Source organism: Aeromonas sp. S12(2024) (genome assembly GCF_041402305.1).
GTDB lineage: Bacteria > Pseudomonadota > Gammaproteobacteria > Enterobacterales > Aeromonadaceae > Aeromonas > Aeromonas veronii.
In genome coordinates, this window is the sequence record NZ_JBGLRB010000003.1 from 219232 (window position 1) to 233545 (window position 14314).

At 53.0% G+C, this 14314-nt stretch carries 12 protein-coding genes and 3 pseudogenes; 5 read left to right on the plus strand and 10 right to left on the minus strand.

The genetic code is table 11. The annotated features are described in order from the left end of the window. The first annotated feature begins 847 nt into the window (after positions 1 to 847). A complete protein-coding gene (locus tag ACB035_RS04570) occupies positions 848 to 1831 on the plus strand; it encodes a TDP-N-acetylfucosamine:lipid II N-acetylfucosaminyltransferase (protein WP_371166780.1) in 984 nt (327 codons plus the stop codon). 195 nt (positions 1832 to 2026) lie between these two features. On the opposite strand, the pseudogene ACB035_RS04575 reads toward ACB035_RS04570, so the two are convergent. Further along, a pseudogene (locus tag ACB035_RS04575) lies at positions 2027 to 2518 on the minus strand (integrase core domain-containing protein); the annotation flags it as partial. Between ACB035_RS04575 and ACB035_RS04580 the strand changes: the two are divergent. After that, positions 2446 to 2734: pseudogene (locus tag ACB035_RS04580) on the plus strand (ATP-binding protein); the annotation flags it as partial. The pseudogenes ACB035_RS04575 and ACB035_RS04580 overlap by 73 nt on opposite strands. Positions 2735 to 2803: 69 nt before the next feature. Here the strand turns inward: ACB035_RS04580 and ACB035_RS04585 are convergent. The 9 genes and pseudogenes from ACB035_RS04585 to suhB all read right to left on the minus strand — a co-directional run. Next, positions 2804 to 3170 (minus strand): annotated as a pseudogene (locus ACB035_RS04585) (IS481 family transposase); the annotation flags it as partial. A 254-nt stretch (positions 3171 to 3424) separates the two neighbouring features. After that, the gene (locus ACB035_RS04590; protein ID WP_371166781.1) at positions 3425 to 4354 is read right to left on the minus strand and encodes a class I SAM-dependent methyltransferase; all 930 of its coding nucleotides are present in this window, start codon (positions 4352 to 4354) and stop codon (positions 3425 to 3427) included. A gap of 21 nt (positions 4355 to 4375) precedes the next feature. Continuing rightward, the gene (pseC, locus tag ACB035_RS04595; RefSeq protein WP_371166782.1) at positions 4376 to 5509 is read right to left on the minus strand and encodes a UDP-4-amino-4,6-dideoxy-N-acetyl-beta-L-altrosamine transaminase; all 1134 of its coding nucleotides are present in this window, start codon (positions 5507 to 5509) and stop codon (positions 4376 to 4378) included. Further along, positions 5506 to 6510 carry a UDP-N-acetylglucosamine 4,6-dehydratase (inverting) gene (gene pseB / locus ACB035_RS04600; RefSeq protein WP_371166783.1) on the minus strand — a complete coding sequence of 335 codons (1005 nt, stop codon included), beginning with the start codon at positions 6508 to 6510 and terminating at the stop codon, positions 5506 to 5508. Before pseB ends, pseC begins: the two co-directional genes overlap by 4 nt. Positions 6511 to 6654: 144 nt before the next feature. Next, positions 6655 to 7476: a cobalamin-binding protein gene (locus tag ACB035_RS04605; RefSeq protein WP_371166784.1), complete on the minus strand. Its 822-nt coding sequence runs from the start codon at positions 7474 to 7476 to the stop codon at positions 6655 to 6657. Further along, entirely contained in the window at positions 7469 to 8431 is a 963-nt protein-coding gene (locus tag ACB035_RS04610) for a cobalamin biosynthesis protein (RefSeq protein WP_371166785.1), read from the minus strand. The genes ACB035_RS04605 and ACB035_RS04610 overlap by 8 nt, the downstream gene beginning before the upstream one ends. Continuing rightward, positions 8428 to 9120, minus strand: coding sequence for a 5'-methylthioadenosine/S-adenosylhomocysteine nucleosidase (mtnN, locus tag ACB035_RS04615; RefSeq protein ID WP_019446014.1), 693 nt, complete (start codon positions 9118 to 9120; stop codon positions 8428 to 8430). The genes ACB035_RS04610 and mtnN overlap by 4 nt, the downstream gene beginning before the upstream one ends. Positions 9121 to 9288: 168 nt before the next feature. After that, the gene (locus ACB035_RS04620) at positions 9289 to 10221 is read right to left on the minus strand and encodes a ZIP family metal transporter (protein WP_371166786.1); all 933 of its coding nucleotides are present in this window, start codon (positions 10219 to 10221) and stop codon (positions 9289 to 9291) included. Positions 10222 to 10548: 327 nt separating this feature from the next. Beyond that, positions 10549 to 11352 (minus strand): inositol-1-monophosphatase, encoded by an 804-nt coding sequence (suhB, locus tag ACB035_RS04625; protein WP_164537091.1) that lies wholly within the window; start codon positions 11350 to 11352, stop codon positions 10549 to 10551. Between the two features lie 199 nt (positions 11353 to 11551). Between suhB and ACB035_RS04630 the strand changes: the two genes are divergently transcribed. From ACB035_RS04630 to emrD, 3 genes are all read left to right on the plus strand, one after another. Beyond that, complete coding sequence (locus ACB035_RS04630) at positions 11552 to 12007, plus strand: hypothetical protein (RefSeq protein ID WP_005352991.1); 456 nt, start codon at positions 11552 to 11554, stop codon at positions 12005 to 12007. 168 nt (positions 12008 to 12175) lie between these two features. Further along, positions 12176 to 12838, plus strand: a complete 663-nt coding sequence (locus ACB035_RS04635; RefSeq protein WP_005333923.1) for a glutathione S-transferase family protein — start codon at positions 12176 to 12178, stop codon at positions 12836 to 12838. A gap of 262 nt (positions 12839 to 13100) precedes the next feature. After that, complete coding sequence (gene emrD / locus ACB035_RS04640) at positions 13101 to 14297, plus strand: multidrug efflux MFS transporter EmrD (protein ID WP_371166787.1); 1197 nt, start codon at positions 13101 to 13103, stop codon at positions 14295 to 14297. Positions 14298 to 14314: the final 17 nt, after the last annotated feature.

A 14314-nucleotide genomic window follows, 5' to 3' on the forward strand; every position in this document is an offset into this window, starting at 1 on the left:
GGTAGAGCTTTATGTTATCCTTCAATCGCCGTACGGTTTTCTTGCTATTTTTAATAATGCAACCTGATGATGCGTGTTCGCCAAAAATTGATAGTTGTGGCGCAGCGTCTCCTACATGGAAATAAACAAAAATTTGAAATCTTCTTAATCCTGCTGACGTAGAGCATCCTTCTTTTCCAGCATGGAGAATTCTAGTCAAGTAATATTTTTAATTTGACCAAAGTGTCATCACTCGTTTTTGCTGCTTTCTGAACATTTTGTTGAGCCCCAATTAGAGATTGGGGGCTATATCAACCTCATCTTCGTAAAATACCGAATTAGCGGAAGCACAGTAGGTCAATGTGGTTTCTATTTTCGCTAGTCAATTCATGAATGGCACTGTGTCAGCAGATTAGATGAAAAACTGTCTAAACCCTCAGAACAATGTAATTTTAGCTTGCAGCAGATGGTAGATAGAGCAGCATAAGGAATAAGGTGGGCGTCAGTGACTCAGTAATAGAGCGGCCTTAATAGCGCTACAAAATGGTAATCAGATGACTAACATGTTCTTTGTCACGAGTTATATGGCGGTTTTGTTTGGTGGCAAATCCGATTCTTCACACTGTTCTATCTTAAAAATTTTATTATTTTGAAAATATTTCTTAGTTAATTTTATATATCAGTGTCATGGATAAGAATGTCATTCTTATGTAGTTGAGTCTAATGCGTTATAGATAGGAATATACTATTTATGAGTGCAGCAAATTGTTTGTTTGGCTTTATGCTGGGTTGTTTTTTATTGAAATTGTTCTGTGACTTGCTATAAGAGGTTAATATGATACTTCATGTTATGGTAATGGAAAAGTTTATGCCTGCATATATCGATTTTATATCAGCTAACTTTGATTTGTCAGAGCATAAGTTTGTATTTATTACTAGCCCAAAATATATCTATGGCCTGAATCCAAGCCACCCAGTAGAGTTTCTTCATACGGATGAAGATTTCATTTTACTTGCAGTATATTTTGATGTTGCTGATAAAATAATTTTGCATGGATTATGGCGGGATAAAGTTAACAGCTTACTGATCCAAAACTCCGAGTGGTTAAAAAAATCTTTTTGGGTTATGTGGGGGGGGGATTTTTATCATGCGGAACTATATCAGTCAGATCATATTAATGTGATTGCTAATGTTGGTAATTTAGTAACTATTACTGATGGGGATGTGGATTGGGTAAGAAAAAAATACTTTTCAAAGGGGCGGTATATAAAACGCTGTTTTAGCTACCCAAGTAATATATATCGAGCACTTGCTAGTGATGTAGTTTTAGAGGGTGGTTATAGAGTATTATTAGGTCATTCAGCAACTAAAGATAACAACCATAAGTCAATCATTGATCTGATATCGGCTGCAGGATGGTGTGAAAAATGGCCATATATAAAGTTTTTTTGTCCATTATCATATCCATCAAACGCTAAATATGTGCAGGAAGTTATCAGCTACGGCGAGGAGAAATTAAAAGAAAAATTTGTTCCAATGTTATCATTTATGCCGCTTGATGAATATGAAATATTCTTAGGATCTATTCATCTCGCAATTTTGCCATCGTGGCGTCAAAATGGGATGGGAAATCTGATTCGGCTACTTGGGTGTGGCATCCCCGTTTTTCTTAATACTGAATCTACACTGTATGATTTATTCATATCATTAGATATAAAAGTATTTTCACTTTCTGATCTTGTACAATTCGATGGCTCAACGTTAGACTGCAGTGGAAATATCGATATTATTAAAGGCTATTTTACAGAAAATCAGCTTAAAAATGATTGGATGAGTATATTTAATTCTTGAAGTATCTTTTTGTTGTGATTATAGTTTCTCTTTATATGAGACAATTATGGGATGATGACTTTCAATAAATCATACATGAATGGACGAGAACTAGATTATATTTGAAAATCTTTTTCCAGTGAAAAAACTTCTGGTGATGGTATACTTGCACAGATTTAGTTATCACCTGGCACCGGCCTCAAACTGGTGTCTTGTTTACGCTACTTTAGTGCGCACCTCCTTCGGTATCAATTTCAGACCCATTTTTGAACATACTGTATGGGGTCTGACCCTCCATCATCTTGCCCTGATATGGCCGCTGGGTGTTGTAGTTTGTAGTGTTTCAGGTTGCTATCCAGGTCTGTCTGCATCTGCCATACAGACTCATAAGAGGCATCGTTGATGCGGAAATGTTCATCCAGCAGTGTGCGATGTAGCCGTTCGATAAAGCTGTTGCTTTGCGGCCTGCGCACCTTGGTGGTCCGGTGCTCAATTCCCTCCAGTTGCAGGGAACAGCTCGTAGGGATGGTGGTCAGATCGTCCATAGAACTCGCGCCCGTTGTCCGACAGGATTGTATAGACCCTTGCTTCGTGGGCTTCGAAAAACGGTAGCACCGTTTCATTGAGCACATGAACCGAGGTTACTGGCATCTTGCAGGTGTAGAGTTGTCCCCAGGCGTGGCGGCTGTAGTAGTCCAGCACGGTTTTTCAATGTGATCGCCAAACGTTATGAGAAAGGGAGCCTGATCTTGACGAACAATCTGCCACTTTAGCAAGTGGGCCAGCATCTTTGCCGATGAGCAGACACTGATGGCAGCTATGCTCGATAGGCTGTGACAACATGCACACATCGTTCAGGTCAGCGGTGAAAGCTATCGTTTGAAAGAGAAACGCAAAGCGGGGACCACACTCAAAACCAATTAACCCCGTGTCCGGGTGGATCACTTTTCAATCGGCGAAATTAGTCATAGTTGATCAGTTATCGGTCGGCGTTGACATCATTGAGCTCAATGGTCTGCTCCCGGTGGGTTTTCTCGAGGTGCAACACGCGGTCGTGCTTGGAGAGTAAGTCGTGCCGTTTCCACACACCACGCCCCCCACCAGCACTGACGTTGATGACTTGCAGAGCCAGTTCTTGCGCGACCCGCGGTGGGCAATGGGTTGGTCTGGTGAGGGAGTAATTGAGGATGGCCTGTTCAATCTCGGGAGCAACCCGATTGGGATGAGCCCCTTTACAGCTGGGCAATTTGTCGAGCAAGCCCTTGAGGCCATAGGTCTGATAATTACGGCGAATTTCGTAGAACTGCTGACGTCTGTAGCCGATGAGTTTGCGACGTGCTACTTTCTCGTTGGTGGTCACACGGTGACACCAGATAACACGGTAGGGGTACCGTTTTTTTATCCGGTTTGAAGCCGTATGACCACTCCCATTTGTGGGCAACTATCAGGTGAATACCATCTCCATACATGAATAATTAGGTTAATTTTTGTGTGAGCAAGTGAGTTCATATCGGTAGGGACCAGTATAATTAAACTGCTTCCACATGCTTAGTGGAAAAAATCATATCAAGCATTAACAATAACAGCCAGTGGGAGATATTATTAAATACAGTTTTAGTATGAATTGACTGGTTCAGGAATTTTTTCTATGGCAAAGCTTAAGTTCTCAGAAATATCCATCGTCAGGTAACGAAATCGATAGTTGTACTCTACACAGAACTCATGTACCGCTTCAATAACACCATAGCGTAATTGAGAACTCCAATTCCCCTGCATATAGTCATGACCGACAATGATGCCATTGGGTTTAATCTTATTGGCATACCCACGTAATTCATCTCGTGTCAGTTCATAGCTATGGGTGGTGTCGATATAGATCCAATCAAAGTAATCATCTGGAAACTGTTGCAGTGCATCGAGTGAAGTCTGGCGATGAATTGAAACGACTGGTCGTGCTGGGCTTTGATTGGTGGAAAACTGAGTTTTGACTTTTGAGTACAGTGTTTCGCCGTAACGCTCCGAGCCCCAGACATCAATCAGGTGAAGTTCTGCGGGTTGGCAAACATCAAATATCTGGCGACTAAAATCCCCTGCTGCCACGCCTAGCTCGGCAACTATGCCCTGTTTGGGTAGCAGCCGAAGCAAGGCCGAGCGATTTGTTAACAGGATTGTGCCTTCGATATGCTGCTGTTGCAGCGGGATCTTGGGCAGGCGTTCCTCGGCTTTAGAGCGTACGGCTCGCATGGCTTGGTCATATTCGCTGCTAGTTTGCAGGACTTCCGTCAGATCTGTGACCGGAATACCCGGCTCGATTCCATAACTAGCCAGCGTCAGGTTGATGTCGCTGACAAAACAGCTGGCGATCAGGATTTTGTCGAATTGGAGTCCCGCGAGCTGACTGGGGTGATAAACCGGCTTGTTCATCCAGCGCGAGCCCTGTTTGGCTGGGTCACTGTCTACAAAGCCAAGCAGCGTATAGTTCAATGTCAAGGCCGGTAAGAAATGCAGCGCTTGGGTCGAGGTTCCGTAGATCAGAATGTGCATAAGGCGCTCCGCGGCTCGATATCAGATAGTTGACAACAAATTGGCGTGAATGAGTTTTTGCTGGGCAGAGCTCAAGCTTGGAAACAGTGGTAAGGTAAGCGCTCCGGAGTAAAACTGTTCGGCCTGAGGCTGAGATGTTTGCTGCTTGCGTTGATACCAAGGCTGCTTGTAGATCGGTATATAGTGCACGTTGGCACCTATACCTTTTTCACGAAGTTGCTGGAATTGGGCCTTGCGTTGCTCTGGGGCTACATGGTGTACATACAGGTGAAAGGCGCTACGACGCTCTGAGCTAAAGTAGCGAGGGAGCAGCTCTGGTGCCAGCTCTTGAAAGTAGAATCGGGCCAGTTCTCCGCGTTTAAGGATCCAGGTTTCCAGATTAGCCATCTGGCTCAACCCTAGTGCCGCCTGGATATCGGTCATCCGGTAGTTGAAGCCGAGCATCTGCTGCTCATAGTACCAAGGGCCGTCCGGCTCATTAATAAAGTCTTCCAGTTCACGGGTGATGCCGTGGCTGCGGAGCATGCGCATCGTCTTGGCAAGCACAGGGTCGTTGGTCATGGCCATCCCCCCTTCGCCGGTGGTGATGATCTTCACCGGATGAAAGCTGAAGACGGTGATATCGCTGTAGCGGCCATTGCCGGTGGGTTCATCGTGATAGCGAGCCCCTAGGGCGTGACAGGCATCCTCGATGATCCGAAAGCCATACTCTTGCCCTAGGCGGTGGATCTCCTGCATATCGCAGGGGAGGCCGGCAAAGTGCACCGGTATTACTACCTTGGGTAGTTTCCCTTCTGCTTTGGCGGCAATCAGTTTCCTCTCCAGCTCTACTGCGCACATATTCCCTGTATCGGGCTCAATATCGACAAAATCGACTTGTGCACCGCAATAGAGAGCACAGTTGGCGGATGCAACGAAGCTGATTGGCGATGTCCAGACCCAATCCCCGTGGCCGACGCCCAGCGCCAGACAGGCAATATGCAATGCCGCCGTACCTGAATTGACTGCCACCCCGAATTTCGCTCCACAGTAGTCGGCAACCGCTTGCTCGAAGCGGGGAACGACTGGCCCTTGGGTCAGGAAGTCGGACTTGAGAACTTCCACGACAGCATCGATATCTGCCTGGCTGATTGATTGACGGCCGTAGGGGATCATTCTGCTACCTTGCTCTGGTTCATCTTCTGTAGCTGTTCAATGGAGAAAAAGTCAGGGTTGCTGCGAGAGTTGTATTCAAATCCCTGCTCGACCATCTTTCCCATCTCGCCAGCCGCAGTTTTGGAGAAATCGTTGTTGCGATTATTGAAGTTAATAGTTGGCCCAATTACAAAAAAGTTATCGAACTCGAAGGTGTGGTAAGAGTCATCGGCAGGACACATCACTTCGTGAAGCTTTTCTCCAGGGCGAATGCCGATGATCTTGTGTGGCAGGTTTGGTGCCATGGCACTGGCCAAATCTGTGATGCGAACAGATGGCAATTTGGGAACGAATATTTCCCCTCCCTTCATCCTCCCAAAATTGTCCAGCACGAAATCCACCCCTTGCTGCAAAGTGATCCAGAAACGCGTCATCTCCTCATGGGTGATGGGCAACGCATCCGCATTCTGGTCAATCAGCTTTTGGAAGAAGGGAACGACAGAGCCGCGAGAACCGACCACGTTGCCGTATCGGACTACCGCAAAACGGGTGGGGTCCTGCCCCGCGATGTTGTTTGCTGCCACAAAGAGCTTGTCTGATGCCAGTTTGGTAGCACCGTAGAGATTGATTGGATTGGCGGCTTTGTCAGTGGAGAGGGCAATAACTTTTTTGACTTGATTGAGCAAAGCGGCCTGGATGACGTTCTCTGCACCATGGATATTGGTTTTAATGCATTCCATGGGGTTGTATTCAGCGGCGGGCACTTGCTTGAGTGCGGCTGCATGAACCACGTAATCCACTCCACGCATTGCCATGGTAAGGCGGTTGGCGTCTCTGACATCCCCAATGAAATAACGCATGCAGGGGTCGTTAAACTCCTGCTGCATCTCGAACTGCTTCAGCTCGTCGCGAGAATAGATGATAAGGCGTTTCGGTTTATAACGTTCCAGTACTGTTTTGACCAATCGTTGGCCAAACGAGCCAGTGCCACCTGTGATCAGTAGCGTTTTATCGTTGAACATTGTGGGCATCTCGTCTCAAAACAGTAGATGAATCATATGCTAGCAAATAAAGTACCAGCTTTTTCTGTAATAGAGTGTGATCAATTCATAAAAACGGTTTTAAAGCCAAGGGCATCACTCAGGTCTTGATCTCTTTGGCTTGTGTTACTTTCTGATTGCCCTGCATATATCCTCCACCGCATTGAGGGCTCTCGGGGTGAAGCGGTGCAGCTCATCTGAGTTGATCAAATCGAGTCGCTGATGCTGCACCGCGTCGAGATTAGGCCACTTCAGCCAGTGACGCAGAGCGTCAGGATCTTGACTCCCTGCAAGGATCAGCGATGGGTTGGCTCTGATCACCTGTTCCATGTCCACTTGAGGGTAAGGGGTCTTGGCATTCGCCATGACGTTGATCCCGCCGCAAAGTTCGATGGCCTGAGCCGGCCAGGCATTGCCACTGACGCTGGTGAGTGGCGGGTACCAGAGTTGGTAGAACACTTTTACGCCGGTTGGCTGGCTATAACGCTGTTGCAGGTCATGCAGGCGCGCCAGATAGCGATCGGCGGCTTCGTTGGCACTCTTCTCCACTCCAAGCAATTTGCCCAGCGCCCGCATCTCGGTCGCCAGCGAGGCAAAATCGGTGGGTTCAGAGTAGAACACCGAGATACCCAGCTGCTCCAGCGGGGCCAGCATGCGAGACTGGGCCGAGCGCCAGCCCAGGATCAGGTCCGGTTTTTGCGCCAGCAGGGCCTCGACATTGATGCTGCGATAATTGGCCACCTTGGGCTTGGTTTTCACCTCGGCGGGATAGTCTGAGGCATCATCAACGGCCACCAGTTTGTCACCGGCACCGATGTCGTAAAGCAGTTCGGTAAGATGGGGGACCACGCTCACCACCCGGCTCGGAGTTGCGGCAAACAGAACACCGGGCAACCAGGCCAGTAGCGCGCAGGGCAGCCAAGTCGGCAATCGCAACCATCTAACCATGAAATAACCCCGCCACAGTGACAAGCAGCGCCAGCATCAACCAGCCCCAGCCAATTCCTTGCAGAATATTGAGCACCTTGCGCGGTGACTCACCGTCGGGGTCATCACCGCTGCCAAGTATCGGCCAGCGTTGCAAGGTTCCCTGATAGTAGCGGGGGCCGCCAAGGCGGATCCGGCACTTGTCAGCAAGTAGCGTCAACAGCATCCCGATGGTGGGATAGGGCCAGATCGCACCACTTCGCAGCAGTTGAGTGGCCTGCTTGAGCCGCGGGAGCAGGAGCGGCAGCCCCAACAGCAGGATGGTGGGAGCATTGAGCCCCTGATAGAGGGCGCTGGTGGCTCGGCCAAAATAGCCAAACGCGGGATCCTTCATACTCCAGCCTTGGCTCATCAGCTGAGTCAGCCGCCAGAGCAGTGCTCCTTGTACCCCCGCGAGAGCGTACCCCATCAAAGGGCCAGCCCATTGGCCGATCAGGCGCAGGGCACAGCTCTCCGTCACTGCTTTGGCGAGCCCCATGGTCGAGAGTTTACCGGTCTCCCGCTTGAGCCAGGGTGTCGCCTGCAATCTCGCCAGCGGCAGGGTCTCCTGCGTGGCGAGCGAGCGGGTGGCATGGGCGAGTTCGCGTAGTGAGCGGGATTCGATCATCAGCAGCAGGAACAGCAGGTCGAAGATCGGCTCGCTCAGGGCCAGATTGCGCAGCGACCAGAGTCCAGCGGCGCAGGGGAGCCAGACTACCAGCATTGCCAGCAGTCCCGCCTGCATTTGCTGGCCGGGTGAACCATCGGGTCTGTGTACCTTGTGCCCCAACCGGGTCAGCAGCGGCGTGACGGCCGAAAGACGCAGATGGGATGGCCACGGGATCACCGCCTCCAGCAGAGCAGCACCTACCAGAATGGCCGCCGTCGTCGAAAGGAGGGCGTCGGCCATCAAATCAAGCGAGCCGGTCTCGATCACAGCTTGCCGAGCATCTTGATGATCACTTCGGCGGAGTGCTTGCCGGCCACTTCGATAAAGGCATCGAAGGATTCAACCTGTTCCTTGCCAGCGATATCGGACATGGCGCGTACCACCAGATAGGGCACCTTGAACATGTGGCACACCTGACCGATCGCGGCACCTTCCATCTCGACCGCCAGCATCTGCGGGAAGTCGGCGCGAGCCTTGGCGATGGCGTCCGGTTTGCACATGAACTGATCGCCGGTGCAGATAAGGCCGACCTTGGTCTGGTGCTTACCCTGCTCGGCGATGCAATCCTGGGCGACCGCGATGAGCTTCTCGTCGCAGGGGAAGGCGGCAGGTTGCTGCGCCATCTGGCCCATCTCGTAACCAAAAGCGGTCACGTCGACATCGTGGAAACGCATCTCGCTGGCGATCACCACATCACCGATATGCAGGTCCTGGGCAAAGCCGCCCGCAGAGCCGGTATTGATGACGCAGTCGGGGGAAAACTTTTCCAGCAGCAAGCTGGTGGCCACGCTGGCGGCGACCTTACCGATACCGGAGCGGGTCAGGATCACCTCTTTGCCTGCCAGCATCCCTTGATAAAACTCGCAGCCGCCCAGTTGCAGGGTGGTGGGGTTACTCATCTGGCTGCGCAGCAGGGCTACTTCTTGCTCCATGGCGCCGATAATACCTACTTTCATTGCTGACCTCGTCTTGATAGCCGTGTGGCTGAATTTAAGTTGCTGTAGATCATAACAAAAGATGGCGTCGGCGCCGAGAGGCGCAAGCGAAAGGAGAGATGAAACGCGGCGCTCCATATGGGAGCGCCGCGGGTGACAAAAAGCATTGATGAGGCGCGGCGAGGGCCTTTAGCCGAGCGCGGTATCGAGGGTCATCATCAGGGCAAAGCCTGCCATCAGGCCGAGGGTGGCATAGGTCTGGTGACCGTTGCGGTGAGTCTCCGGAATTACCTCGTGCGAGACCACAAACAGCATGGCGCCGGCGGCGAGCCCAAGTCCTATGGGGTAGGCGATGGTAAGGCCGCTGGAGAGCCCCACCCCGAGCAGGGCGCCAATCGGTTCGAGCAGGCCGCTGGCGATGGCGACCAGCACCGCCACCGAGGGGCGAAAACCGGCGGCGCACATGGCCAGCGCCACCGCCAATCCTTCCGGAATATCCTGCAGTGCGATGGCAGTGGTAAGCGGCAGCCCCACCGACATATCCCCCTGCGAGAAGCTGACCCCGATGGCCATCCCCTCCGGCAGGTTGTGCAGGGCGATGGCAAAGACGAACAGCCAGACCCGGGAGCAGCTCTCATGGCCGGGGCCGCAGGGGCCGGTCTTGTCATGCTCGTGGGGGGTGAACTGATCCAGTCCCAGCATCAACAGCACCCCGAGGGTCATGCCGACCACCACCACGGCGGCGGCACTGAAGCCGTTGCCAGTGATCCCCTCGGCGGCCTCCAGCCCCGGCAGCAGCAGGGAGAAGGCACTGGCCGCCAGCATCATGCCGGCGGCAAAGCCCAGCATGGTGTCCTCTACCTTTTGCGGCACCGAGCGCAGAAACAGGGCGGGCAGGGCGCCGATGGCGGTGGCGGCAAACCCGGCGGCACCACCGACAAGGCCATAGCGCACGCCGCTGGTCACCTCGCCGGTAGCGAGCATGATGAGACTCTGCAACAGCAGCAACAAGACGGCAGCCAGCGCGATAAAGAGGCCGAGAGCAGTGAGCGGGCGGCTTTGCATCTGGCTGCGCAGTTGCTGTGACCAGGATAACGGAGGAAGAGCTGAGAGATGGTCCATGGCATGACCTCAAGGTGTGCAAAGTGGATGGTGGCATTACATCCACTTGGCCGCCCCTTGTCCATGCCTGCAAGGCGATTGCCGCTATCTGAAAATCTGGAAAGAGTTTATCCAAGCAAACACATGGGAACTCTTATCGGTAGCCAAAGGCGGGGGGCAAGAGTGGTGGTCTGCAAATGACGGAGCTGGATGTTGGGTGGCAAGTGGGGGATGCATCGCGAACTCTTTTAAATCAGCTGCAGATGTCTGCCTTGGTGTTCGGTTAACAGAAACAAAAAAACCGGCTTGCGCCGGTTTTTTTATATTGGTGAAGGCTGGGGAGCTGGCTTATTTGGCCAGAGACTCCGGCAGCTCTTCGCGGATCTTGCCCAGCATCTCTTTCAGGACACGCGGGTTGGCAACCACGATGTTGCCGGAGTTTTCGTAGTTGTGACCACCTACGAAGTCGGTGACGATGGCGCCAGCTTCTTTGGCCAGCAGTTCACCGGCAGCGGTGTCCCAGGGTTTCAGGCCGATTTCCCAGAAACCGTCGATGCGACCGGCAGCCACGTAGGCCAGATCCAGTGCGGCAGAGCCGGAGCGACGGATGTCGGCACATTCGATGAACATGCTCTGGAACATCTTCAGGTAGGACTCGATGTGGTGCTTTTGCTTGTAGGGGAAACCTGTGGCCAGTACGGTGCCAGCCAGCTCTTTGGCTTTGCCGACACGGATACGGTAGCCGTTCAGCTGGGCGCCGCTACCACGAGTAGCAGTAAACAGTTCGTCACGGATGGGATCGTAAACAACGGCTTGTTCGGTTTTGCCTTTCACGCGAAGGGCGATGGAAACGGCAAAGTGCGGAATGCCTTTGACAAGGTTGGTCGTGCCATCCAGTGGGTCAATGATCCATTGGTAGTCCGGATTGGTACCGGCAATCTCACCAGACTCTTCAGCAACAATGCTGTGCTCCGGGTAAGATTTTTTGATGGTGTGAATGATGGCCGCTTCGGCTTCACGGTCAACGTTGGTCACGAAGTCATTGCTGCCTTTTTGGATAGCCTCAATGTTCTCAGGCTGGGAGAAGGCTTTTACTACAACTTGACCGGCGTTGCGCGCAGCGCGCACGGCGATATTCAGCATCGGATGCATAGGTTCACCACTGGATGTTAAAGAACGGGGGATAAAAGGACGGGGTATGATACCAGTATTTTGTGCGATGGCAACTGTTATCCCCCTACGACCAATTGATTACCACTGCCAGATTTGACGGCTCCAATATAGACCAGATCTGCGCTAGTCTTATCCCAGCAGCCGGATACAGGCTGTCATGAGCATAGGGATGTGAACCATGAATTTGTCATTAGTGAGTCAGAACGTGTCAGCGGCCAGCGAGGGACTGTTGGCCATCTTGCGGTCATCACCCGAGTATGGTGATCACTTTGCCCACATCACCGTGACCCCCCTGGCCCAGTGGCAACCGGCCAAGACGGAGGCGGCGATCCTGCTGATCGACGGCGATGCGCCCTGGCAGGATGCCGGATTTGCCCGGGGAGAGGATGAGACGATCGGTTTGCCGGTCTTGCCGCTGCTGATCCGCAAGGGAGACAAGGAGCTGACGGTCTGCGGGCCGGATGTGCGTGACCCCCGTTTCTATTTTGTCTCAAACGGCATCGTGCTGGATGAGTCGGAGCTGGCCGAGCCTGCCTGCAGCCGGGTGCTGTTGCGCAAGCTGGAGTCCTACTTCCCGCTGCTTTCCCGCCTGATCATGCTGCGCCAGCGCAAGCCGGTCGCCGTGATTAACTAATATCTACTATTGCCAGAGAGCACCAGCGGCGCACCGTGGCCTTGTTTGGCCTACGGTGCGCTGCTTTTTAATGGTCTGGAGCCGGTCACTTGTTGCAAGATGAGGCGGCTATGGTGTTGCACCCTGTTCCAACCGTGCAATCTGGCTATGACCAACAAGGAGTGAATCATGATCGACTTTTACACCGCCGCGACCCCCAATGGTTTCAAAGTGGCGATCGCCCTCGAAGAGTTGGGTTTGCCCTATCGGGTTATTCCTCTCGATCTTTCGGCGCTGGATCAGAAGAAGCCCGAGTTTCTCGCCATCAACCCAAATGGCCGTATTCCGGCTATCGTCGATCGGGATAACGACGATTTCGCCGTATTCGAGTCGGGGGCCATCCTCATCTATCTGGCGGAGAAAGCAGGCAAGTTGCTGCCCGCTGATCCCAAACGCCGCTCTCAAGCCATCCAGTGGCTGATGTTCCAGATGGGCGGGGTAGGACCCATGATGGGGCAGGCCAATGTCTTCTACCGCTATTTCCCCGAGAAGATCCCCGCCGCTATCGAACGCTACCAGAAGGAGGGGCGCCGCCTGTTCGAGGTGCTCGACAGCCATCTGGCCCATCATGAATATCTGGCGGACGAGTACAGCATCGCCGACATTGCCACCTGGCCCTGGGTGCGTATTTATGACTGGAGCGGTATCTCCATCGAGGGATTGCCCCATCTGCAAGCCTGGATGGATCGCATGGCAGAGAAACCTGCCTGCCAGAAGGGGATCACCATACCGCCACGCAAGGAGCAGCCCGATGAGCTGATCAAGCAGGCGCAGCAGATGGTAACACGTTGATTTTTAACTGCTGACGGGGCGTGCTGCCCCGTAATATTAGAAAAACTAAGGCAACCCGATTATAAAGATTCGTTCGTTTTTTGTGAGCTGAATCACTATGATGCCCCCATACCACCAAGCGTCCTGTGCGGTGGCTTGGCGGGCTCCCCGCCTACTGTTTCCAACACTGTTTTTGATTGCATCACAGCCTCTGTGATCAGATTCCTCTGGGCCATTTTGTGCCAGAGGGGCGGCAGCATTTTTTCGATTTTTTGGGACTGATATGGATCGGCACAGTTTTTATCCGTTGTTTTTACTGACCATTCTGATGGTCGCTGTGGGCCAGATGACCCAGACCCTTTATGTTCCCTCCATTCCCATGATGGCGGGGGACTTCAATGTGGCCTCGGGCCAGTTGCAGGCGGTGATGGCCTGTTACCTGATCCCCTATGGCCTCTCCCAGTTTGTCTATGGGCCGTTGTCGGATCGTATCGGCCGTCGCCCGGTGCTGATCGTCGGCATGATGGTGTTTCTGGTGGGCACCCTGATCATTCAGATCATCCCCCATTTTGCCGCCCTGCTAGTGGGTAGCTTTATTCAGGGGCTGGGTACCGGTGCCGGTGGCGCCATGAGCCGTACCGTGATGCGCGATCGCTACAACGGCGCCGAGCTCAACCGCGCCAACAGTCTGGTGAGCATGGGGGTGATCTTCTCCCCGCTGCTGGCCCCGGTGCTGGGTGGCTGGCTGACCGAGCTGTTCAACTGGCGCGCCGGTTACTGGTTCCTGTTCGGTTTTGGTGCCGTAGCCACTCTGGCGATCATGGCCTGGTTTGGTGAGACGCTGCCTGCTGCTGCTCGTCAGCCGCTGCGCGTCGGTGCTGCCTATCGTCATGTGCTGGGCAACCCCAAGTTTCAGGGCAACCTGCTTTGCCTGATGGCGACCTTTGCCGGTTTGGCAGTGTTCGAGGCTGCGGCCGGTGTGCTGCTGGGCGATGTGCTGAAACTGAGCGCCCGTACCGTGAGCGTGCTGTTCGTGCTGCCGCTGCCCGGCTATCTGTTCGGGGCCTGGCTCTCTGCCAAGCTGAGCTTCCGTTTGACTCAGGGCAAGCTGATGCGTCTGGGGATCGCCTTTCTGGCGCTCGGCTCCCTCATCATTCTGGTGCCGGGGCTGTTCGGGGTGGTGAGTGCCGCCTCGCTGGTTGGTGGTGCGGCTGTCTACTTCATCGGTAGCGGTATTCTCTACCCGACCGCCACCTCCTGTGCCATCGAGCCCTTCCCGGGTCAGGCCGGCACCGCGGGGGCCATTCTCGGCGGGATGCAGAATCTGGGGGCCGGTGTGGTGACCCTGCTAGCGGCCGGTTTCCCGATGACTGGACAGGTGACCCTGGGGGCCATCATGACCCTGATGGTGCTGATCGTGGCGCTGAGTTTTGTCTGGTTACGCCACCACGGCTCGCCTCACGAGCAGATGGCCATCTAAATTTGCTTGCCTGCTGC

Coding starts and splice junctions, on each gene's coding strand:
- pseC (WP_371166782.1), bottom strand. CDS start 5,509: ATGATCCCCTACGGCCGTCAATCAATCAGCCAGGCAGATATCGATGCT.
- ACB035_RS04590 (WP_371166781.1), bottom strand. CDS start 4,354: ATGCACATTCTGATCTACGGAACCTCGACCCAAGCGCTGCATTTCTTA.
- ACB035_RS04620 (WP_371166786.1), bottom strand. CDS start 10,221: ATGGACCATCTCTCAGCTCTTCCTCCGTTATCCTGGTCACAGCAACTG.
- pseB (WP_371166783.1), bottom strand. CDS start 6,510: ATGTTCAACGATAAAACGCTACTGATCACAGGTGGCACTGGCTCGTTT.
- mtnN (WP_019446014.1), bottom strand. CDS start 9,120: ATGAAAGTAGGTATTATCGGCGCCATGGAGCAAGAAGTAGCCCTGCTG.
- ACB035_RS04635 (WP_005333923.1), top strand. CDS start 12,176: ATGATCGACTTTTACACCGCCGCGACCCCCAATGGTTTCAAAGTGGCG.
- ACB035_RS04630 (WP_005352991.1), top strand. CDS start 11,552: ATGAATTTGTCATTAGTGAGTCAGAACGTGTCAGCGGCCAGCGAGGGA.
- ACB035_RS04570 (WP_371166780.1), top strand. CDS start 848: ATGCCTGCATATATCGATTTTATATCAGCTAACTTTGATTTGTCAGAG.
- ACB035_RS04605 (WP_371166784.1), bottom strand. CDS start 7,476: ATGGTTAGATGGTTGCGATTGCCGACTTGGCTGCCCTGCGCGCTACTG.
- emrD (WP_371166787.1), top strand. CDS start 13,101: ATGGATCGGCACAGTTTTTATCCGTTGTTTTTACTGACCATTCTGATG.
- suhB (WP_164537091.1), bottom strand. CDS start 11,352: ATGCATCCGATGCTGAATATCGCCGTGCGCGCTGCGCGCAACGCCGGT.